This window comes from Pseudomonas sp. UBA4194 (assembly GCF_002379585.1).
Lineage (GTDB): Bacteria > Pseudomonadota > Gammaproteobacteria > Pseudomonadales > Pseudomonadaceae > Aquipseudomonas.
In genome coordinates this window covers 120,282-140,543 of the sequence record NZ_DFUE01000046.1, presented here as the reverse complement: position 1 = coordinate 140,543, position 20,262 = coordinate 120,282, and the positions used below count along the sequence as shown (strand labels likewise).

General features: G+C 62.6%; 16 protein-coding genes. 7 read left to right on the top strand and 9 right to left on the bottom strand.

What is annotated here, in order from left to right:
• Positions 1–28: 28 nt before the first annotated feature.
• From groL to B3397_RS12605, 6 genes are all read left to right on the top strand, one after another.
• Entirely contained in the window at positions 29–1,672 is a 1,644-nt protein-coding gene (groL, locus tag B3397_RS12630) for a chaperonin GroEL (protein ID WP_296250495.1), read from the top strand.
• Between the two features lie 153 nt (positions 1,673–1,825).
• On the top strand, positions 1,826–2,509 hold the full coding sequence (gene colR, locus B3397_RS12625) for a two-component system response regulator ColR (RefSeq protein ID WP_296250493.1): 684 nt from the start codon (positions 1,826–1,828) through the stop codon (positions 2,507–2,509).
• On the top strand, positions 2,499–3,788 hold the full coding sequence (locus B3397_RS12620) for a sensor histidine kinase (protein WP_296250491.1): 1,290 nt from the start codon (positions 2,499–2,501) through the stop codon (positions 3,786–3,788). Before colR ends, B3397_RS12620 begins: the two co-directional genes overlap by 11 nt.
• 131 nt (positions 3,789–3,919) lie before the next feature.
• Positions 3,920–4,600 carry a class I SAM-dependent methyltransferase gene (locus B3397_RS12615; protein WP_296250489.1) on the top strand — a complete coding sequence of 227 codons (681 nt, stop codon included), beginning with the start codon at positions 3,920–3,922 and terminating at the stop codon, positions 4,598–4,600.
• Positions 4,601–4,605: 5 nt separating this feature from the next.
• Positions 4,606–5,322 carry a lipopolysaccharide kinase InaA family protein gene (locus tag B3397_RS12610; RefSeq protein ID WP_296250487.1) on the top strand — a complete coding sequence of 239 codons (717 nt, stop codon included), beginning with the start codon at positions 4,606–4,608 and terminating at the stop codon, positions 5,320–5,322.
• Positions 5,322–5,549, top strand: coding sequence for a hypothetical protein (locus tag B3397_RS12605; RefSeq protein ID WP_296250486.1), 228 nt, complete (start codon positions 5,322–5,324; stop codon positions 5,547–5,549). The genes B3397_RS12610 and B3397_RS12605 overlap by 1 nt, the downstream gene beginning before the upstream one ends.
• A gap of 76 nt (positions 5,550–5,625) precedes the next feature.
• Here the strand turns inward: B3397_RS12605 and B3397_RS12600 are convergent, their stop codons facing one another.
• From B3397_RS12600 to B3397_RS12560, 9 genes are all read right to left on the bottom strand, one after another.
• A complete protein-coding gene (locus B3397_RS12600) occupies positions 5,626–8,649 on the bottom strand; it encodes a multidrug efflux RND transporter permease subunit (RefSeq protein ID WP_296250484.1) in 3,024 nt (1,007 codons plus the stop codon).
• Positions 8,650–8,662: 13 nt separating this feature from the next.
• Positions 8,663–9,796 carry an efflux RND transporter periplasmic adaptor subunit gene (locus tag B3397_RS12595; RefSeq protein WP_296250482.1) on the bottom strand — a complete coding sequence of 378 codons (1,134 nt, stop codon included), beginning with the start codon at positions 9,794–9,796 and terminating at the stop codon, positions 8,663–8,665.
• Between the two features lie 119 nt (positions 9,797–9,915).
• Positions 9,916–11,013, bottom strand: a complete 1,098-nt coding sequence (locus B3397_RS12590) for a DUF1513 domain-containing protein (protein ID WP_296250480.1) — start codon at positions 11,011–11,013, stop codon at positions 9,916–9,918.
• 2 nt (positions 11,014–11,015) lie between these two features.
• Positions 11,016–12,080, bottom strand: a complete 1,065-nt coding sequence (locus B3397_RS12585) for an imelysin family protein (protein ID WP_296250478.1) — start codon at positions 12,078–12,080, stop codon at positions 11,016–11,018.
• 25 nt (positions 12,081–12,105) lie between these two features.
• The gene (locus B3397_RS12580; protein ID WP_296250476.1) at positions 12,106–13,533 is read right to left on the bottom strand and encodes a di-heme oxidoredictase family protein; all 1,428 of its coding nucleotides are present in this window, start codon (positions 13,531–13,533) and stop codon (positions 12,106–12,108) included.
• Between the two features lie 163 nt (positions 13,534–13,696).
• Positions 13,697–15,058: an imelysin family protein gene (locus B3397_RS12575; protein WP_296250474.1), complete on the bottom strand. Its 1,362-nt coding sequence runs from the start codon at positions 15,056–15,058 to the stop codon at positions 13,697–13,699.
• 221 nt (positions 15,059–15,279) lie between these two features.
• Positions 15,280–17,328: a putative bifunctional diguanylate cyclase/phosphodiesterase gene (locus B3397_RS12570; RefSeq protein ID WP_296250472.1), complete on the bottom strand. Its 2,049-nt coding sequence runs from the start codon at positions 17,326–17,328 to the stop codon at positions 15,280–15,282.
• A 289-nt stretch (positions 17,329–17,617) separates the two neighbouring features.
• Positions 17,618–18,214 carry a superoxide dismutase [Fe] gene (gene sodB, locus B3397_RS12565; protein ID WP_296250470.1) on the bottom strand — a complete coding sequence of 199 codons (597 nt, stop codon included), beginning with the start codon at positions 18,212–18,214 and terminating at the stop codon, positions 17,618–17,620.
• 188 nt (positions 18,215–18,402) lie between these two features.
• Positions 18,403–19,002, bottom strand: coding sequence for a LysE/ArgO family amino acid transporter (locus B3397_RS12560; RefSeq protein ID WP_296250468.1), 600 nt, complete (start codon positions 19,000–19,002; stop codon positions 18,403–18,405).
• Between the two features lie 90 nt (positions 19,003–19,092).
• On the opposite strand from B3397_RS12560, the gene B3397_RS12555 reads away from it, so the two are divergent.
• Positions 19,093–19,983: a LysR family transcriptional regulator ArgP gene (locus B3397_RS12555; RefSeq protein WP_296250466.1), complete on the top strand. Its 891-nt coding sequence runs from the start codon at positions 19,093–19,095 to the stop codon at positions 19,981–19,983.
• Positions 19,984–20,262: the final 279 nt, after the last annotated feature.

Below are 20,262 nucleotides of genomic sequence, written 5' to 3'. Positions count from 1 at the left end.
TACTACCCAGTATTCAAGGAAAACGATCATGGCTGCTAAAGAAGTTAAATTCGGCGACTCCGCCCGCAAGAAAATGCTCACCGGTGTGAACGTCCTGGCTGACGCAGTGAAAGCGACCCTGGGCCCGAAAGGCCGTAACGTGATCATCGAGAAGAGCTTCGGCGCTCCGACCATCACCAAGGACGGCGTTTCCGTCGCCAAGGAAATCGAGCTCAAGGATCGCTTCGAAAACATGGGCGCGCAGCTGGTCAAAGACGTTGCTTCCCGTGCCAACGATGACGCAGGCGACGGTACTACCACCGCTACCGTTCTGGCTCAGTCGATCGTCAACGAAGGCCTGAAAGCCGTCGCTGCCGGCATGAACCCGATGGACTTGAAGCGCGGCATCGACAAGGCCACCATCGCCATCGTTGCTGAAATCAAGAAGATCTCCGAGCCGTGCAAGGACTCCAAGTCCATTGCTCAGGTCGGCACCATCTCTGCCAACTCCGACAGCGCTATCGGCGACATCATTGCCGAAGCCATGGAAAAAGTCGGCAAGGAAGGCGTGATCACCGTTGAAGAAGGCTCGGGCCTGGAAAACGAACTGTCGGTTGTAGAAGGCATGCAGTTCGACCGCGGCTACCTGTCCCCTTACTTCGTCAACAAGCCAGACACCATGGTCGCCGAACTCGACGGCCCGCTGATTCTGCTGGTGGACAAGAAGATCTCCAACATTCGCGAAATGCTGCCAGTGCTGGAAGCCGTTGCCAAAGCGGGTCGCCCACTGCTGATCGTGGCTGAAGACGTCGAAGGCGAAGCCCTGGCGACCCTGGTCGTGAACAACATGCGTGGCATCGTCAAGGTTGCAGCCGTCAAGGCTCCAGGCTTCGGCGACCGTCGCAAGGCCATGCTGCAGGACATCGCCGTACTGACCGGCGGTACCGTTATCTCCGAAGAGATCGGCCTGAGCCTGGAAAGCACCACCCTGGAGCACCTGGGTAACGCCAAGCGCGTGATCCTGTCCAAGGAAAACACCACCATCATCGACGGTGCTGGCGTTGAAGTGGACATCCAGGCGCGCGTTGGCCAGATCCGTGGTCAGATCGCCGACACTTCCTCGGACTACGACCGTGAAAAACTGCAAGAGCGTCTGGCCAAGCTGTCCGGCGGCGTTGCGGTGATCAAGGTTGGCGCTGGTTCCGAAGTTGAAATGAAAGAGAAGAAAGCCCGCGTTGAAGACGCCCTGCACGCTACCCGCGCGGCCGTCGAAGAAGGCGTGGTACCTGGCGGTGGCGTAGCACTGGTTCGCGCTCTGCAGGCCATCAGCGAACTGAAAGGCGACAACGCCGATCAGAACGTGGGTATTGCTCTGCTGCGTCGCGCAGTCGAAGCTCCACTGCGCCAGATCGTTGCCAACTCCGGCGACGAGCCAAGCGTTGTCGTCGACAAGGTCAAGCAGGGTTCGGGTAACTACGGTTACAACGCTGCTACCGGTGAATACGGCGACATGATCGAGTTCGGTATCCTGGACCCGGCCAAAGTGACCCGTTCGGCACTGCAAGCGGCTTCGTCGATTGCCAGCCTGATGATCACCACCGAAGCCATGATCGCCGAGATCAAGGAAGACGCTCCAGCTGGCGGCGGCATGCCAGACATGGGCGGCATGGGTGGCATGGGCGGCATGATGTAAGCCAGCCCGGCACCGATGTGAAGAAAACCCCGGCCAGTGATGGTCGGGGTTTTTTTATGCCCTTGCAGCCTATAAGCTGCCGGGGCTCGGTGGTGTCCGCCAAAGTCACGCGGACACCCGATGAAGCGACTGCGGCACTCGGAGACTCTGCCCATGCGAATCCTGTTGGTTGAAGACAACCGCGACATCCTGGCCAACCTGGCCGATTACCTGGGTATGAAAGGCTATACCGTCGACTGTGCCCAGGATGGCCTGTCCGGTCTGCACCTGGCAGCCACCGAACACTACGATCTGATCGTGCTCGACATCATGTTGCCGGGTATCGATGGCTACACCCTGTGCAAACGCTTGCGCGAAGATGCCCGACGCGACACGCCGGTGATCATGCTCACCGCCCGCGACCAGCTGGATGATCGCCTGCAGGGCTTCCGTTCAGGGGCTGACGATTACCTGCTCAAGCCGTTCGCCCTGTCGGAACTGGCCGCGCGCATCGAAGCCGTGTTGCGCCGTGCCCAGGGCGGAGGACGGCGCAGCTTGCAGGTGGGTGACCTGATCTACGACCTCGACACCCTGGAAGTCACCCGTGAAGGGCGCATGCTCAAGCTCAACCCGGTGGGCCTGAAGCTGCTGGCCGTGCTGATGCAGAAGAGCCCCCATGTGCTGCGCCGCGAAGTGCTTGAAGAAGCGCTGTGGGGTGACGATTGCCCGGACAGCGACAGCTTGCGCAGCCACGTTCATCAGTTGCGCCAGGTGATCGACAAGCCGTTCGACAAACCGCTTCTGCAGACCGTGCATGGCGTGGGTTACCGCCTTGCCGAGGGGCGTGATGGAGTTTAAGCAAAGCCTTGCGCAACGCATCATCATCGCTTTTGCCCTGATGAGCGCGTTGGTGGCAGGCGCGTTCGCAGTCGGCATCGTGGCCACGGTGCACCTAGTCGAGGAACGGCTGATTTCTGCAGGACTGGGGGGCGATCTGCGCCGCCTGATGCTGATGGACAACGCCAGCGAGTGGAGCCATCGGCCCGAGCCCGACCAGTTGTTCTACTACACCGACGGTCCGGGCGATTTCGAGTTGGCCCAGGATCTGCGGCACCTGTCCCCAGGCTTTCACGAAGTGTTTCGTGGCAGTTCCTCTTATCACGCTATGGTCGAGGTGGTGGACGGCCGTCGCTATGCCCTGTTGCAGGACCAGAGCGATTTCGAAGAGCGTGAGCGGGTGCTGTTCGCGGTGGTGCTGGTGGGCTTCGTGCTCAGTCTGGCCCTGGCCATATTCCTGGGCTGGGTACTGGCACGCAAGGTCATGGCACCAGTGGTGCGGCTCGCCCGCCAGGTGCGGCACAGGGACCAGATCCTGGGCATGGCGCCGCCGCTGGCGCCTGACTACACCGCCGACGAGGTGGGCGAACTGGCAGTGGCGTTCGACGCCACGCTGGGCCGGCTGCGCGATGCTTTGACCCGCGAGCGCCTGTTTACCAGCGATGTCAGCCATGAATTGCGCACGCCGCTGATGGTGCTGGCCAGCTCCTGCGAGCTGTTGCTGGAGAATCCCGCTCTGGCCGATCGAGCCCGCGGCCAAGTGCAGCGCATTGCGCGGGCCTGTGAAGACATGCGTGATCTGGTGCAGACCTTTCTCATGCTGGCACGTGCCCAGCGCGATGACAGCGGGCGGGCGCAACCTGCGAGTCTGGGCAAGGTGGCCGACGATCTGGTCATGCAGTGGCGTGGACCCATCGAGAAGAAGGGCCTGGAGCTGCTGTTCATCCGCGGTGAGCCGCTGGACGTGCACTACAACGGTACGTTTCTACACGCGGTAATGGGCAATCTGCTGCGCAATGCCTTGCACTACACCGATGAAGGCTTCATTCGGCTGATCCTGAACCCGACTGGGTTCACCGTCGAAGACAGTGGCGTGGGCATTCCCGAGGCCCAGCGCGAGGCCATGTTCCAGCCCTTCGTACGCGGGCCCGAGAAGCGCGGCGATGGGCTGGGGCTGGGGTTGTCACTGGTTCAGCGGATCTGCGAAGACCAGGGTTGGCGCGTGGCATTGACGCCGGTTGAACCGCACGGGTGTCGGTTTACCGTGGAACTTGCCGGCGAGAAAGCAAACCTGGCGTGATGCTTGCTGTAACATCGTGCTTGTAACGTCTTGTAGCAGTTCAATTTTTATTAACATTTTTTTCACAATGAGATGACCTTGTCGTGACGCCTCCGTGAATAAGGTGCTGCCATCTATTCAGGAGGTTAAGCATGCCAGGTCCAGTGAAGCTTGAGTTTTCCGAGAAGTATGACCGCGCTCATGCGCAGAAATATTTCAACAAACACCGCAACAGTTTTTCCCGTCGCATGTCTCACCTGCGCGACGAGCAGCTGGCGCGCAAGGCTTTGGCGTTGGTGGGGGAGCCCGGCCTGGTGCTGGACCTGCCGTGCGGCGCGGGGCGTTTCTGGCCGCTGCTGGCGGAAAAGCAGAACCGGGTGATCATCGGCGCGGACAATTCCGGTGCCATGGTAGAAACCGCCTGCGCTTCACAGCCGGTGGACGTAGTGAAGCGCGTACAGCCGTTGCAGACCTCGGCGTTCGATATCAGCCTGCCGGACAATTCGGTCGACAGCATTTTCTGTATGCGCCTGCTGCACCACATCGGTGAGGCTGAACACCGCATGACGATTCTCAAGCAGTTTCACCGGGTCACCCGTGACAGCGTGGTGTTGTCGCTTTGGGTAGACGGCAATTTCAAGTCCTGGAAGCGCGAGCGTGCGGAAAAGCGCCGTCGCTTGAAGACCGACCAGGAGAGTTATCAGAACCGTTTCGTGTTGCCGGTGGCAACGGTCGAGGCGGAATTCATCAAGGCCGGCTTCCGTATTCAGGAGCGGCTGGATTTTTTGCCGATGTACGCCATGTGGCGCGTATATGTTTTGCGTAAGGGGTAAGCGGTATGGCAGTAGAGGGCATTACAGCAGGCACACGCGGCACCCAGGCGAATTTTGAGCATTACTGGCAGCAGCAGGGTGTCTGGGTGGAAGAGCCCAACGTGCGCCGCGGCGGAGAGAGCGGTGTGCAGCGCCTGTTTGCCGACAATGGCCAGATGATCTACGTCAAGCGCCAGGTCGGTCACATCTATCGTAGCTGGTTGCATCCGTTCGGCCGCCCAACCGTGCTGCGCGAGCGTGATGCCCTGACGGCGCTCTATCAGCTCAATGTCAAAGTGCCCAAGATGATTTTCTGCGGGACCCAGCGCGACGAGAACAACCAGTGGCGAGCGCTGCTGGTGACCGAATCGCTGGACGGTTTTGAAGAATTCGAGAAGTGGTTGGAAAGTGGCGGTCGCGAACGCCATGGCGAAATGGTCTACGAACAGATTCTGCAGGGCTTGGCGCAGAACCTGGCGCGGATGCACCGCGGTCGCTGGCAGCACAGCTGTATCTATATCAAGCACGTATTCGTCCGCGTAGTGGGCGAGGGTGCCGATGCGAGAGGTGAGGTGGCCTTGCTGGACCTGGAGAAATGCCGGCAACGGATGACTGCGCATCAGGCCGCCGCTCACGACATGAAACAACTGCGGCGCCATTCGTCGTTCAGTACGTCGGATTGGCAGAAGTTGCTCTACCTTTATGAGGCGGCGTTCGGCAGCGCTATCAAGGGTTTAGAGTAATGAAACTAGAAATAGCACGAGGTTTGTTTCTGGTAGGCGCGTTGGGTGTGGCCACGGCGGCGGTCGCTGCGTGGGAGCAACCACGTTCTACGGTGCTGACGTCGATCCATGGTGAGGGCAATTGCCCCTTGCCCCGGGTTCAGAAAGCACAGGTGTCCGTGACACCGGACAAGGACTTCCTGTTGTTCATGCTTGGCTTGAGCCAGGGTGTCAGAAACCAGGGCTAGCCCTGGCGGCACGTGGGCTGGGCATATTCGCGGCTGAACGCCGCGCCTGCGGGCGCTGCATTCAGCCGCGAACGTTTCACCACCTTTCCCGCGCCAATACCGTGTAGACGCACGGCAACACGAACAATGTGAACAGCGTCCCTACCGACATACCCGTCGCGATCACCAGGCCGATGTCGAAGCGGCTCACCGCGCCGGCCCCGGTCGCCAGAATCAACGGCAGCATGCCGAACACCATCGCCGCAGTGGTCATCAGGATAGGTCGCAAGCGAATCGCGGTGGCCTGTTCGACCGCTTCCCGTGCGCCCAGGCCGTGCGCGTGGCGTAACTGATTGGCGAACTCGACGATCAGGATGCCGTGCTTGCTGATCAGTCCTATGAGTGTCACCAGCCCCACCTGGGTATAGATGTTCATGCTCGACCAGCCGAGGAACAGGGGAATCAGCGCGCCGCAGATCGACAAGGGCACCGTGACCAGAATCACCAGCGGATCGCGGAAACTTTCGAATTGCGCGGCCAGCACCAGGTAGATGATCGCCATGGCCAGGGCGAAGGTTACCCACAAGGCGCTGCCCTCCTGCACGTACTGACGAGCCGCCCCGGCGTAGTCGAAGGCGAAGCCCTCGGGGGCTTCCTCAGCGGCGATATCGCGTACTGTGGCAATGGCGTCCCCCATGCTCACCAGGGGGATACCCTGAATGACTGCCGAGTTCAGTTGCTGGAACTGGTTGAGCTGACGTGGCCGGGCCCGGTCGCTCACGCTGATCAAGGTCGACAGCGGCAGCAGTTGGCCTTGAGCATTGCGCACATGATACTGGTCGAGCCAGCCCGGATTGTCCCGATAAGCCCGTTCGACCTGGGCGATGACCTTGTAGCTGCGTCCATCGATGGTGAATCGGTTGATCTCCGACTCGCCCAGCAGCGTCGCCAGGGTGCCGCCCAGCTCTTGCATCGATACACCCATCTGGGCGGCCTTGGCACGGTCGATATCGACCACCACCTCGGGTTTGTCGAAGGCCAGGTCGATGTCCAGAAAGGCGAACTTGCCGCTGGCTTCGGCGCGCTGCTTGACCCGCTCGGCCACTTCCAGCAGCGAGGCATGGTCATTGGGCGTGTTGATCACGAATTCGAATGGCAGGCCCTCGCCGGTGCCCGGTAGCGACGGCAGATTGAAACCGAAGATCTGCAGTCCGCCGATGCTGCCCAGTTTGGCCTGGACCTCGGGCAGCAGCTCCATCTGCGTGCGGCTGCGGTCGTCCCAGGGCTTGAGCAGGAAGCCGCCGACGCCGGACTGCACGCCATTGAAGCCATTGATCTGGAACGAGGAGTAGTACTCGGGGAACGTCTTGAACAACGCGACGAACTGGTCGGTGTACGCGTTCAGGTAATCGAGGTTGGTGGGCTGCGGTGCCGTGGCCATCATGAAGATGATGCCCTGGTCTTCATCGGGCGCCAGCTCCGACTCCGTAAACAGCAGCAAGACCGGAATCAGGCACAGCACGATCGCGCCGAACGCCATCACTACCGGGCGGCTGTCCAGAGTGGCGTGCAAGGTGCGCTGGTAGCGGCGCTTGAGCCGGTCGAACATGACGTCCAGCCGGTGAGCGAGGCCGCTGGGATTGGTGTCGGCGCGCAGCAACAGGGCGCACATCATGGGCGAAAGGGTCAGGGCGACGATCCCGGAAATCACCACCGCACCGGCCAATGTCAGCGCAAACTCCTTGAACAGCGCCCCGGTCAGGCCCTGCAGGAAACCAATGGGTGCATACACGGCCGCCAGGGTGATGGTCATCGAGACCACCGGCATGGCGATCTCCCGAGCGCCTTGAAGGGCTGCGTCCACCGGCGATCTGCCCTCTTCGAGATGGCGATGGATGTTCTCCACCACCACGATGGCATCGTCCACCACCAGGCCGATGGCCAAGACCATGGCCAGCAGGGTCAGCAGGTTGAGCGAGTACCCCATCAGTTGCATGAAGAACAGCACGCCGATCATCGACAGGGGAATGGTGACGACCGGAATCAGCACCGAGCGCAGCGCGCCCAGAAACAGGAACACCACGATCACCACGATCAGCACCGCCTCGAACAAGGTCTTGATCACCTCGTTGATGGAAGCCTGGATGAACAGCGTGGCGTCATAGGCAATGGAGGCCTTGAGCGAAGGTGGCAATTGGCTTTCCAGCTGGGGCAGAATCCCACGCACTTCCTTGATGACCTCAAGGGGGTTGGCGCCAGGTGTGGCCTTGATGCCGATGTAAACCGAAGGCGTTCCGTTGAACGAGCTGACGGTGTCGTAGTTCTCCGCGCCCATCTGCACCCTGGCCACATCACGCAGCAGCACTCGGCTGTCGCCCTCTACCTTGAGCGTGATGGCGCCGAAGGCTTCCGGGGTCTTGAGGTCGGTGGTGGCGTTGATGCTGGTGACGATGTACTGGCCCTTGACCTCGCCAGCGGCCGACAGAAAGTTGTAGCGCCGTACCGCGTCGCTGACGTCGTTGGCGGTGAGTCCGTGCCCGGCCAGTTTGATCGGGTCGAGCCACAGGCGCATCGCGAACACCTGGTTGCCCAGGATCTGTGCCTGCGCCATGCCAGGCAGGGTGGCCAGCTTGGGCTGGATGACCCGTGACAGATAGTCGGTGATCTGCGGATTGTTCAGCTCGGTGCTGTAGAAACTCAGGTACATCAACGCCGAAGCATCCGCCGCCTCCTTGCTCAGCACCGGGTCCTCGGCGTCCTGCGGGAGTTGGCTTTTGACCTCGTTGGCCTTGGCCAGCAACTCGGTGAACAGCCGGTCGCTGTCCGCGCCGATGCGGGCGTAGATGGATATCACCGAGTAGTTCTGACGGCTGACCGAGGTCATGTAGTCGATGCCCTCGGCGCTGGCCAGGCTCTGCTGCAGCGGCTGGGTGATGTAGCCCTGAATGGTTTCGGCATTGGCGCCGGGATAAGCGGTGGTCACGGTGATCAGCGCGTTCTCCATCTGCGGATATTCGCGAATGCTCAAGCTGCTCCAGGCCTGCAGGCCCAGTAACACGATCAGCAGGCTGACGACGCTGGCCAGCACCGGGCGGCGGATGAACGGATCTGTAAAGGCCATGACTGTTCCTTGATCAGTTCGGCGGCGAGCCCGTGGCAGGGCGGGGGGCGGCGTTCAGGGTGTCGTCTTCCTCAGCAGTGATGCTGGCGCCGTTGCTGAGTTTGAGTTGCCCGCCGCTGACCACGCGCTCGCCTGCCTGCAAGCCTTTGCTGATGACGACCATGCCATCGCGGCGCTCACCGGTTTCGACGAACCGGCGCTGCGCCGTCAGGGTGTCGTTGCCTGCCGAATCCTTGCCCGCGCTGACCACGTACACCGAGTTGCCGTATAGGGTGTACGTGATGGCGCTTTCTGGGACCACCACCCTGTTTCCCGAGTCGGGCAGCAGCAGTTGCAGATTGGCAAACATACCCGGCAGCAGCTTTCCCTGGGGGTTGGGAAGGGTGGCGCGGACCAACACGTTGCGGGTGCTATCCTCGACCTTGGGGTTGATGGCGCTGACCTGGCCGGTAAAGGTTTCACCGGGGTAGGCGGCGACGTTCAGCTGCACGGCCTGGCCCAGGGCGACCTTGGGCACCGCCTGCTCGGCAAGGTAGAAGTCAACGTAGAGATGGCTCAGGTCCTGCAGGGTCGCGATGACGGTGCCGCTGGCCAGGTAATCACCCACATCGACCTGGCGAATGCCGATGGTGCCGGCAAAAGGCGCAACGATGCTTTTCTTGGCCAGGGAGGCTTTGAGTTGTGCCACCGTCGCCTTGTTCTTGAGCAGCACCGCAGACAGACGATCGAACTCGCCTCGGGATATGGCCTGGTCGTCCACCAGCCGCGCGCCGCGGCCGTAGTCGACCTGGGCCAGGCCTAGATCGGCCTGGGCAGTGCCTAACAGGGCAGTCTCGACTTCACTGTCCAGTTGCAGCAGAAGCTGGCCGGCCTTGACCTTCTGTCCCGACTGAAACTGTATGGCACGCACCGTGCCTGCCGTTTCCAGGCTGAGGTCGACACCTTGGGCGGCCTTGAGGCTGCCGACCGCTGGCAGAAGGTTCTGCCATGTCCGTTCGCCGGCAGTGACAGCGGCCACGCTGATGGGGGGCCGAGGGGCACTGAATTGCTGGATCTGCTGGTACACCGACCAGGCTTTGTAACCGCCGAGCAGCAGCACGACGAGCAACACGACACCCAACATGATCAGCATGCGGCGGCGCAACATATTCCGGTTCCTTGGACATGAGGCAGGTCGGGCACATTAGGTGTTTGGGGGTTGAAACACCAATGCGCTGTATTGCTCGATGTTACTCGCAATCGAGGGGACGGAAGCCATCATCCGCCTCACACCAGATGTAGATGGTTGTCCCAGAATCCCGACGGCAACGCCATGGGAACGCCCACCAACTGCTCTGCGCGGCAGTCGTAGTAGCGGCAACGGCCCTGTCCGGACGTCACCACGAAACCATCCTTGACGGCGCCCACGCCTGCGCAATCGGGCAGTGTTCCATCCAGCTTTATCGCACCGCTGTCCAGATCCCAGATGAAGAAGCGGTTGGCCCTGGGGGCAGTCAGCGCCACCAGGCGCAGCTCGCTGTGTACCGCCACGCTGGCGGTGTAGTGCCCCATCGATTGCAGTTGCTGCGCCGACACCGGAAAAGCCTCGAAGGCCTGTCCGGGCCGCTTGATTGCCAGCAATGGCGCGCTCTCGTGAGCGGGACCCATGAACTGCTGGCACGCCAGCACCGTGCCGTCGCTGCCGATGGCCAGGTGGCGCACGCTGTTCATGGCCTGATCCAGGGTTTCCTTGCTCAGCAGTGTGCCGTCGCGCCGCATCAGTACCAGACTGGGCTGCATGGCATGTAGGTTCATTTCGACTCGGCTCTCCGCCTCCGTACGGATGCCGCCGTTGGCCACCACCAGGGTTTCGCCGTCTGGCAGCCATGACACCTGGTGGGGGCCAATGCCGTGGGTCGGCACCTCGCCGTCGTGCACCAGCCGCTCGTCGACGAAGCGATAGACACCCAGTACGCCACGCCCGGGATCGGTCGTGTCGTTCTCGGTCGCGTACAGCCATTCACCGTCCTTGTGGATCACCGCGTGGCCATAGAAATGCCGATTGGGCTGCGAGGTGATGGTTTGCACCAGCGCGCCATCACGCAGGTCCACCAGATAGCTTTCGGTGCCCGGGCGGCGGGCCACGAACAAGGCCAGCGGCAGGCGTGGATGGTCGATGATGTCGTGGCAACGTTGGCCCACTTCGGTGGCAAAGACCTGGGTGCCGTCCAGGCGATAGCCCACCGCGTAGTGCTTGCCGTCGGCGTCATCGCGGGCCGACAGCAGCAGCGGGCCGCTGTCCTTTTGCCCGGACAGCTTCCAGCCGCCCAGGGTAAGGGCGCTGAGCACCAGGCTGCCCAAGGTCACGGCACGGCGTCCAAGCATGATCAGTCACCGTCGTTGGCGTTGAAGCCCAACTGAATGTTGAGGGCGCGGGCCAGTTCGCCTTCGTGGATACGATGGACCACGTTCAGGCTGTCGTACAAGGTGTTGAGGTACTGGCGCCCAGCGTCGTCGCCGAGCAACTCGGCCAGGCTGCGCTCATTGCTGTCCAGCAGCTTGAGCGATGCGGCGTAGGCGGCGTCGATCCTGTCGGCCAGCGCCTTCTGGTCACTGGGCAGCAGGCTGCGCAGGCCTTTGTTGTCGACGCCGACCCAGACGGCCTGGGCCGCAGTGAGACTGGCGCGCACGCTCTGGATCGATTGGGCGCTGCGCCAGGCTTCGGCCTGATACGGCTGAGGGATGCCCTTGGTCAGGCGGCCCATGGGCGCGCCGAGTTTCTTCTTCAGGGTGTCCAGGGCTGTGACCTGGGCACGCAGCAGGTCGGCGATGGCCTCGTGGGAGTCGGCATAACGCTGGTTGGGGAACTTGCTCATCTGCGCAAGCATGCCGTCGGTGCTGTTCCAGCTGGCCAGGATTTCTTCGGCGAGAAGCTTCTGACGCTCGCCGATGGCACTCAGCAGCGGGCAGTAGCGAGCTTTCTGGGCCTGATCGGCAAGCTCCGGCTTGCTGTCGAACAGGATGTATTCGTAGGCCGACAGCCCTTGCACCACTACGCTGGCCTTGGCCAGGCTGGCGCCGTCCACCGGCTTGTCGCCGTTGACCAGTTGTTCGACCTGGCGACCCACGAGGTTTTTCTTGTCTGGCCAGAACTGCACCGACCAGGCCTTGTTGCCTTCGGCCAGCGGACCGATCAGCAACGGCTGCAACTCGGCCCAGGCTTTCTGAGCCTTGAGGAAGTCGCCGCGGGCGGCCTCCAGGTCCTGCTTGCCTTCGCAATAGGCCAAGGCGCTGGCGGCCAGTTGCCGGTCGGCTTCGACCCAGCGGCTGTAGGTGGGCAGGATGACCTGTTTGGCGATGGCCGCGCTGGTCACCGCCTGTGGGTCCTGAGGGGCGCAAGCGCCCAATGCCAGGGCGGCGAGGCCGGTGAAAAGCAGCTTGGGACGGAACATGTCGGGCTCCTGACTCTTGTAGTGTCTATAAGGCGTTCAAGAACGCCAGCAGTGCGGCGCGCTGCTCGGCGTTGAATTGCAATACCTGTTGTTGTGCCGCTTGCGCTTCGCCGCCATGCCACAGCACGGCTTCGAGCAGATTGCGGGCGCGGCCGTCGTGCAGGTACTGGGTGTGGCCGCTGACGGTCTCGTTCAAACCGATGCCCCACAGCGGCGGTGTCCGCCAGTCCTGCCCGCCGGCCTTGAATTCGCTGCGCTGGTCGGCAAGGCCGGGGCCCATGTCGTGCAGCAGCAGGTCGGTGTACGGGCGAATCGTCTGGTTGCGCTGTTCTGGCTCGGCGGCCTGGCTGGACGTCACGTACTGCGGCACGTGACAGCCCTGGCAACCGGCCTGATAGAACAGATTCTTGCCGGCCAGCACCTGTGGCGAGTCGACATCGCGACGTGCCGGTACCCCCAGGTTGCGGGTGTAGAACAGCACCAGGCGCAGAATGTTATCACTGACTTCGGGTTCACCGCCTAGGCCATTGCCATTGGGCGCTTGCAGGCAATCGGTCTGGCTCGGCGTGCAGTCATCCGCAGGCCGCAGGGACGTGGTCAGACCCATGTCACCGGAGAAAGCGTGGACATTCTGCTGATTGAGGTTCGGCTGCCCGGCCTTCCAGCCGAATCGGCCCAGCACAGTCTTGCCTTGGGCGTCGTCCCAGACCTGATTGGGCCGCCCTTTGATCGGGCCGCTGCTTTGCGCCTGGGCCTTGGCGTTGTCGAGAATGGCTTGCTCGGGAATGGCTTCGAGCAGCCCGAGGCCGATCATCGGTGGCGCGACGCGTGCCGAGAACTGCGTCTGCGGATGCAGGGCGCCGTAGCCCAGCTGGCTGATCTGCAGTTGCGGCTTGCGCAGTTCCACTACAGTGCCGTCCTTGAAGCGCACCGGCACCGGTTCATAACTGACCCGCACCTTGCCCTCGGGCACGACACCGGGAATGGCCATGTCCTGCAACTGGACGCCGTAGACCGGCTCCGGCACCACGCCCAGGCGTTCGATGACCTGGGCGTAGGGCTCGCTGTCGGGCAGCGACAGGCGCACCAGCATCGACACGGCGTTGACGGCATCGGTCTCGGGCGGATGGCCGCGGCCGTCCTTGATATGGCAGTTCTGGCAGGCATTGGTATTGAACAGCGGGCCCAGGCCGTCGCGGGCGGTGGTGGTGGACGGCGCAATGACCCAAGGGCTGCGGAAGAAGCTGTTGCCAACGCTGAAATCCAGGCGCCGAACCGGCGAGAGGTTGGCCGAGGGCATGGAGTAGGCGTTGACATCGAATTTACGCACGGTGGCGTCGCCCGCGCTTTGCGCCTCGCCAGGCTCGGCCTGGGTAAAACGCGGCGCGTCATCGCACCCGGCCAGGCCGACGGCCAGCAGCAGGGGGATAAAGCGGAGCTGGGGTGCTTTCATGGTGTGCAGGTATTCGGTCTATGGGTATCGCATATAACAGTGGGAGCGGGCGCTACCCGCGATGAGCCCGCGTCCGATACACCGCGCTGGCTTCATCGCGGGTGCAGCCCGCTCCCACAAGCGCCTTGTGCTACAAGGCGATTTGCACAGATCGTGCGGTGACTCAGAACTCGTGTTCGGCGTTGTCCGGGTTCAGGTCGGTAATGCCCAGTTTGCCCGCTGCCTGCTCGATCGCACCGGTCTGCTTGACCAGGGCGGCGATGGCGTCACGGATGATCTGCTGGCCGGCGGCGTTATCGGCGCCGATCAGTTGGTCGAAGTGCTCACCCTTGTTGGCGTGGTCGACGATCACCTGCATCTTGGCTTCGGTGTCCGCCAGATCGGCCTTGAGGGCCGTGTCGGTGGCAGGATCGGCCTTGGCCACCAGCGAGGACAGGCTCGGGCCGGTCAGTTGGGTACCGTCGGTGCGGGTGTATTCGCCCAGATAGACGTTACGGATGCCCTTGGCGTTGTAGAAGGCCGAGTTATGGGTGTTGTCGCTGAAGCAGTCGTGCTCGTCTTCCGGCGAGTTGGCTTCCAGCGCCACCTTCATGCGCTCGCCCGCCAATTCACCCAGCGACAGGCTGCCCATGCCGAACAGCATCTTGCGCAGGCCGCTGTCCACTGGCTCGTTGGCCAGGGTGGCGCGGTAGTTGTCGGCCACGTTCGGCTTCCAGTTGCCGACCATCTCTTCCAGGTCGCTGACCAGCAACTCGGTAGCGGCCTTGAGGTAGGCGCGACGACGGTCGTTGTGGCCACCGGTGGCGCCGGCACCTTCCAGGTAGTCCGATGCCGGACGCGCACCCGCGCCGGGGCCCGTGCCGTTCAGGTCCTGGCCCCAGAGCAGGAATTCGATGGCGTGGTAGCCGGTGGCAACGTTGGCTTCGGAACCGCCCAGCTCGTTCAGGCTGGCGAGTTTTTCCGGCGTGATGTCTTTCACGTCGACCTTGTCTTCGCCGACCTGGATCTCAGGGTTGGCGATGATGTTGGCGGTGCCACCGGGGTTGCCCAAGGCGTGTTCGTAGCTCTTGTCGGTGTAGTCGATCAGGCCTTCGTCCAGGGGCCAGGCGTTGACCTGGCCTTCCCAGTCGTCGATCAGGGTATTGCCGAAGCGGAAGGTTTCAGTCTGCAGGTACGAAGGACGGGAAGCGACCCAGGCGTCGCGAGCAGCCTTGAGAGTGGCATCGCTCGGCGCGGCCAGGAAGGCGTCGATGGCTTTCTGCAGGGTTTGCGCGGTGCTCAGGGCATCGCTGAACGTGGCGTAGACGATTTCGCTGTAGTGAGCGACAACGGCCTTGGCGGCGGTTTCGTCCAGGGTGCCGGCAGCAGCGGGGGCGGCGGCTGGAGCGGCTGGAGTAGCGGCGGTGGTTGCAGGAGTCGGCGCCTGAGTCGCAGCGGTCTTTTCCTTGTCCTTGCTATCACCGCAACCGGCGAGAGAGATGGCGATGGCCAGCAGACTAGCGGTGGCCAGGGGCATACGAATCATGGCGAAATCCTGCGTCAAGAGTGGCGAAAGGATGCGCTTTGGGCGCGCAAAACTGCGCCATGATGCGAAAGATTTGCATTTTCTGTAAAGCGGAAAGTGAAAAAACTTTCATGGGGGAGGCGGGTTTGGGCAGGGGGTGATATCGATGGAGAAGGGTCCTCTCACTCCTCAGCGAGAGGGCTGGGGTGAGGGGATCACCCACCATACATTCCACACCTTGCTCAGCTCACCACACGACTACGCTGCGCCTGCTTGAGCAACGACGTCACTTCCCGGGCCGGCAACGGCTTGCTGTACAGGTAGCCCTGCCCCTCATGACAGCCTTCGGCAATGATGTAGCGCTCCTGTTCCAGGGTTTCCACGCCTTCGGCAATCACCTGCATGTTCAGGCTTTTGCCGAGCTGGATGATCGCCCGTACGATGGTGGCGTCGTCGTCATCATCGAGCACATCCTGGACGAAACTCTTGTCGATCTTGATCTTGTCCAGCGGCAGTGATTTCAGGTAACTGAGCGATGAATAGCCGGTACCGAAGTCGTCGATGGCGATCAGCGCGCCGGAGCGACGCAGGCTCAACAGGTGCTGGGCGGCGGTGCTGATGTCCTCCATCAGGCCGGTTTCGGTCACCTCCAGTTCCAGGCTGCGCGGGGGCAGGCGGTGCATCTGCAGGATATTGCTGACGACCCGTGGCAACTCGCTGTGGTGTAACTGCACTGTGGACAGGTTGACCGCCATGCGCAGTTCGGCAAAGCCTTGGTCGTGCCACTCGCGCAACTGCCGGCACGCCTGGTCGAGCACCCATTCGCCGATGGCGATGATGCTGCCATTCTGCTCGGCCAGGGGAATGAACTGATCCGGCGGCACCAGGCCGTGCTCCGGATGCTGCCAGCGCAGCAGCGCTTCGACGCCGACGATACGGTGGTCCTGGTAGCTGATCTGCGGCTGGTAGACCAGAAACAGCTGCTCGCGCTTGAGCGCGTCGCGCAGGTCTTTCTCCAGCTCGCGTCGCCGGCGCATTTCGCTGTCCACGCTGGCGATATAGAACTGGTAGCGATTGCGCGAGCGGGTCTTGGCCAGAGTCATGGTCTGCTCTGCTTTCTGCAGGAGCTTCTCGGTACTGTCGCCATCCTCGGGGAACAGGGTAATGCCGATGGTGGCGCGCAGGCGGATCTCGTGAGGGTCCAGGGCGAAGGCCGCCTCCAGGTCGTCGAGGATGCTCTGTGCCAGTTCCGCCGCCTGGTACGGCTGATCGATGTCGGCCTGCACCAGGGCGAACTGGTCGCCACCCAGACGCGCCAACGCGCCCAGGCGTCCGCTGTGGGCGCGCAGCCGATCGGCCAGGGCCAGCAGCAACTGATCGCCGGTCTGGTAGCTGAACTGCTCGTTGATGCCCTTGAAGTCATCCAGCCCCACGCACAGCACCGCGACCCGACGTTGCAGGCGGCCGGCGTCGACCAGAATCTTGTCCAGTTGCTGCTGCAGCTGAACCCGGTTCGGCAGGCCGGTCAGGAAGTCGTACTGGGCCATGCGCAAAAGGCTGTTCTCGGCTTCATGGCGCAGGTGGGTATTGCGTTCGATGGAGGCCAGCAGCTGGTTGGCGGTGTTCACCCAGACACCCAGCTCGTTGCGCTCGTGGCCTTTGGGTACGGGCAATTGATACTCGCTGGGCCGATCGGGGTTGATCTGGGTCAGGTGCTCGATGATCCGCGACAGCGGCTTGGTCAGTATCCAGTGGTAGACCAGGTACAGCACCAGACCCATGGCCAGGGCGCGCAGGGTGCCGGAGATGAAGATGATCACCGAGCTGATGATGAAGTCTTCGCCATAGGTGGCGGTGTCGAGGGTGATGCGCAGGTCGCCGTAGTACTCGCTATAGGGGCTGCGGCCCACCAGCGGTGTGCTGAAACTGCTCTCCTGGCCCAGAATCATGTCGGTCAGCCAACGGCTGGCCAACGGTTGCAGCGGGCGGCTGCGCTCGGCCAGCATGGTCTCGTTGGGGTGGCCGATGGAGGCCTGGCGCACGGCGTTGTCCTGGAACAAGCCCTCGATGACCTGCATGCCCATTTCACGGTCCAGGCTGTAGACAGCTTGGGTGGAGGGGTCGCGGAACATGGCCAGGATGCGTTCGGCATCATTGGAGATGGCCTGGCGAGTCTTGTAGCCGTCGAACACGATCTGCGCACAGCTGAGCACCACGCCAACGATCAACGCCGACAGCAGCACCACCCGCAGCAACTTCACCGACAAGCTGTTCTTGAGTTCCAGCTTCAATGGCAATTCCTTGTTTCAACTGCGTGGCATCATGTTGCCATGAGTATTGGCAATCAGAGGGGAGCGGTAAAGGCACAATTAAGCACACGCCGGACGGATTGTCTTGAGCGCGATGCTTACGCCAGTGTTTCGGCAACCATCCCCCAAACTGTAGCACCGGCGTAAGCCGGGTCCGCCCCCGCCATTCCTAGAACCACCCAACCCCGCAACACCCGCTTAACCCGAGTCCCCCACAAACCCCGCCCACAAAAAACCCGGCACTGGGCCGGGTTCTTGTAGAGCAGGTGCTTTAGGCAGTGAAGGCCTGGCCTTCGAACTGCTGGGCGACGAAGTCCCAGTTCACCAGGTTCCAGAACGCCTCGACATACTTTGGACGCACGTTGCGGTAGTCGATGTAGTAGGCGTGTTCCCAGACGTCGCAGGTCAGCAGCGGGGTGTCGCCGCTGGTCAGCGGGTTGCCGGCGCCGATGGTGCTGGCCAGGGCCAGGGAACCGTCAGCTTTCTTCACCAGCCAGCCCCAGCCGGAGCCGAAGGTGCCGACCGAAGTCTTGGTGAACTCTTCCTTGAACGTGTCGAACGAGCCGAACGAGGCGTTGATGGCCTCGGCCAGGGCGCCGGTAGGCTGACCGCCGGCGTTGGGGGCCAGGCAGTTCCAGTAGAAAGTGTGGTTCCAGACCTGGGCGGCGTTGTTGAAGATGCCACCGGAGGACGATTTAACGATTTCTTCCAGGGATTTGCCTTCGAACTCGGTGCCAGGCACCAGGTTGTTCAGGTTCACGACGTAGGTGTTGTGGTGCTTGTCGTGGTGGTACTCCAGGGTTTCCTTGGAGATGTGCGGCTGCAGCGCATCGTGGGCGTAGGGCAGCGGCGGCAATTCGAAAGCCATGGTGATTCTCCTAATCAGGTCTGTTGCGGTTTGCGCAAGGCCGATCACGGGCGGCCAATAATACGCCGGCGAGTTTTTACTCTTTGCGGCGCAGGGCCGGATCATAGCACCGGGGCAGGGCCTTAACCACGCAACAACTGTGTGGGATAGAGGTTCCAGAGCCTTCGCCGTCCACGGACCAGTGGCGCTCAACCCAGGATCAATTGCCCCGCCACGGCGAACATCATCGCCGCCACCAACAGGTCCAGCAGGCGCCAGGTAGCCGGTCGGGCCAACCAGGGGGCCAACCACGCCGCTGCCAGCGCCAGGGTAAAGAACCACAGCAGCGAAGCACTGGCCGCGCCTGCGACATAGGCGCTGGGCATGGTCTGCTGGGCGCCCAGCGAGCCAATCAACAGCACGGTATCCAGGTACACGTGCGGATTGAGCAGCGTCACCGCCAGCGCGCTGAGCAATACCGCCTTGCGCGAGCGCAGACCTTCGTTGCGGCCTTGCTCCAGGCTTTGCCGGGAGCAGGCGCGGCGCAGGGCCTTGGCGCCGTACCAGATCAGAAACAACGCGCCACCCCAGCGAGCCACCGTCAGCAGCGTCGGATTGTGCGCCAGCACCGTGGCCAGGCCGAAGACCCCGGCGGCCACCAGGAGGGCGTCGCACACCACGCACAACAGCGCCACGGGCAGGTGATGCTCACGGCGCAGGCTCTGCGCCAGCACGAAAGCGTTTTGAGTGCCGATGGCCATGATCAGGCCCAGAGCGACCAACAGGCCATTGAGATAGCTTTGCCACATGAAGTGTTTCTCCCTTTTCAGACTGGCCATTGTGGGTGTGTCTGGCGTATAAGAAAAACCAATAGTGCTGATCTCTCATTAGGAAAACTTATGTTCGACTACAAACTTCTGGCCGCGCTGGCCGCCGTCGTCGAGCAGGCCGGATTCGAGCGCGCGGCTCAGGTACTGGGGCTGTCGCAATCAGCGGTGTCCCAGCGCATCAAGCTGCTCGAGGCACGGGTGGGGCAGCCTGTATTGGTGCGTGCCACGCCCCCCTCGCCGACCGACATCGGCCGACGCCTGCTCAATCATGTTCAGCAGGTACGCCTGCTCGAGCGCGATTTGCAGGGCCAGGTGCCGGCGCTGGATGAAGAGGGCCTGCCTGAGCGCCTGCGCATCGCTCTGAACGCCGACAGCCTGGCCACCTGGTGGGCAGAGGCGGTGAGTGATTTCTGTGCCCGCGAACAGTTGCTGGTCGATCACGTGGTGGAAGACCAGGACGTGGGCCTCAAGCGGATGCGCGCAGGTGAAGTGGCTGCCTGCCTGTGCGCCAGCGAGCGACCCGTGGCCGGCGCCCGCAGCGTGTTGTTGGGGGCGATGCGCTATCGTGCGTTGGCCAGTCCGGCGTTCATGGCGCGGCATTTTCCCGATGGCTTCGATCCGAACCACCTGCCGCGCACGCCCGCGCTGGTGTTCGGCCCCGACGACTTTCTACAACACCGTTATCTGGCGGCGCAGGGGCTGTCGGAGGGCTTCCTGCACCATCTGTGTCCATCCTCGGAGGGCTTCAATCGGCTCGCCGAGGCGGGGATGGGGTGGGGCATGGTGCCGCAATTGCAGGTTGAGGATGAGTTGGCGCGGGGCAGTCTGGTGGAGTTGCAGCCGGGCCGGCCCATCGATGTGCCGTTGTATTGGCACCATTGGCGCAATGGCGGGCAGTTGCTGGAAAAGCTCACCGAACATCTGCGCCGCGATGCGGGCACCTGGTTGGTGCCGCTTTGACAGGTGCCGGCGTCTATGTTGCCATCGCCGGCCTCTTCGCGGCTGCACGCCGCTCCTACAGGGGATGCGCGGCGCTTGTATGCCCGGCATACAGCCGCGAACCCCGCGCGTCGCCGCAGTTACCTGTAGGAGCGGCGTGCAGCCGCGAACCCCGCGCCTCGTCGCAGGTACCTGTAGGAGCGGCGTGCAGCCGCGAACCCCACGCCTCGCCGCAGGTACCTGTAGGAGCGGCGTGCAGCCGCGAACGCCGCGCCGCGGTCTCGAATCGATTGATGCAAG

Excerpts from the sequence above, each read along its gene's own strand:
- groL (WP_296250495.1), top strand. The coding sequence starts at position 29 with ATGGCTGCTAAAGAAGTTAAATTCGGCGACTCCGCCCGCAAGAAAATG.
- colR (WP_296250493.1), top strand. The coding sequence starts at position 1,826 with ATGCGAATCCTGTTGGTTGAAGACAACCGCGACATCCTGGCCAACCTG.
- B3397_RS12620 (WP_296250491.1), top strand. The coding sequence starts at position 2,499 with ATGGAGTTTAAGCAAAGCCTTGCGCAACGCATCATCATCGCTTTTGCC.
- B3397_RS12615 (WP_296250489.1), top strand. The coding sequence starts at position 3,920 with ATGCCAGGTCCAGTGAAGCTTGAGTTTTCCGAGAAGTATGACCGCGCT.
- B3397_RS12610 (WP_296250487.1), top strand. The coding sequence starts at position 4,606 with ATGGCAGTAGAGGGCATTACAGCAGGCACACGCGGCACCCAGGCGAAT.
- B3397_RS12605 (WP_296250486.1), top strand. The coding sequence starts at position 5,322 with ATGAAACTAGAAATAGCACGAGGTTTGTTTCTGGTAGGCGCGTTGGGT.
- B3397_RS12600 (WP_296250484.1), bottom strand. The coding sequence starts at position 8,649 with ATGGCCTTTACAGATCCGTTCATCCGCCGCCCGGTGCTGGCCAGCGTC.
- B3397_RS12595 (WP_296250482.1), bottom strand. The coding sequence starts at position 9,796 with ATGTTGCGCCGCCGCATGCTGATCATGTTGGGTGTCGTGTTGCTCGTC.
- B3397_RS12590 (WP_296250480.1), bottom strand. The coding sequence starts at position 11,013 with ATGCTTGGACGCCGTGCCGTGACCTTGGGCAGCCTGGTGCTCAGCGCC.
- B3397_RS12585 (WP_296250478.1), bottom strand. The coding sequence starts at position 12,080 with ATGTTCCGTCCCAAGCTGCTTTTCACCGGCCTCGCCGCCCTGGCATTG.
- B3397_RS12580 (WP_296250476.1), bottom strand. The coding sequence starts at position 13,533 with ATGAAAGCACCCCAGCTCCGCTTTATCCCCCTGCTGCTGGCCGTCGGC.
- B3397_RS12575 (WP_296250474.1), bottom strand. The coding sequence starts at position 15,058 with ATGATTCGTATGCCCCTGGCCACCGCTAGTCTGCTGGCCATCGCCATC.
- sodB (WP_296250470.1), bottom strand. The coding sequence starts at position 18,214 with ATGGCTTTCGAATTGCCGCCGCTGCCCTACGCCCACGATGCGCTGCAG.
- B3397_RS12560 (WP_296250468.1), bottom strand. The coding sequence starts at position 19,002 with ATGTGGCAAAGCTATCTCAATGGCCTGTTGGTCGCTCTGGGCCTGATC.
- B3397_RS12555 (WP_296250466.1), top strand. The coding sequence starts at position 19,093 with ATGTTCGACTACAAACTTCTGGCCGCGCTGGCCGCCGTCGTCGAGCAG.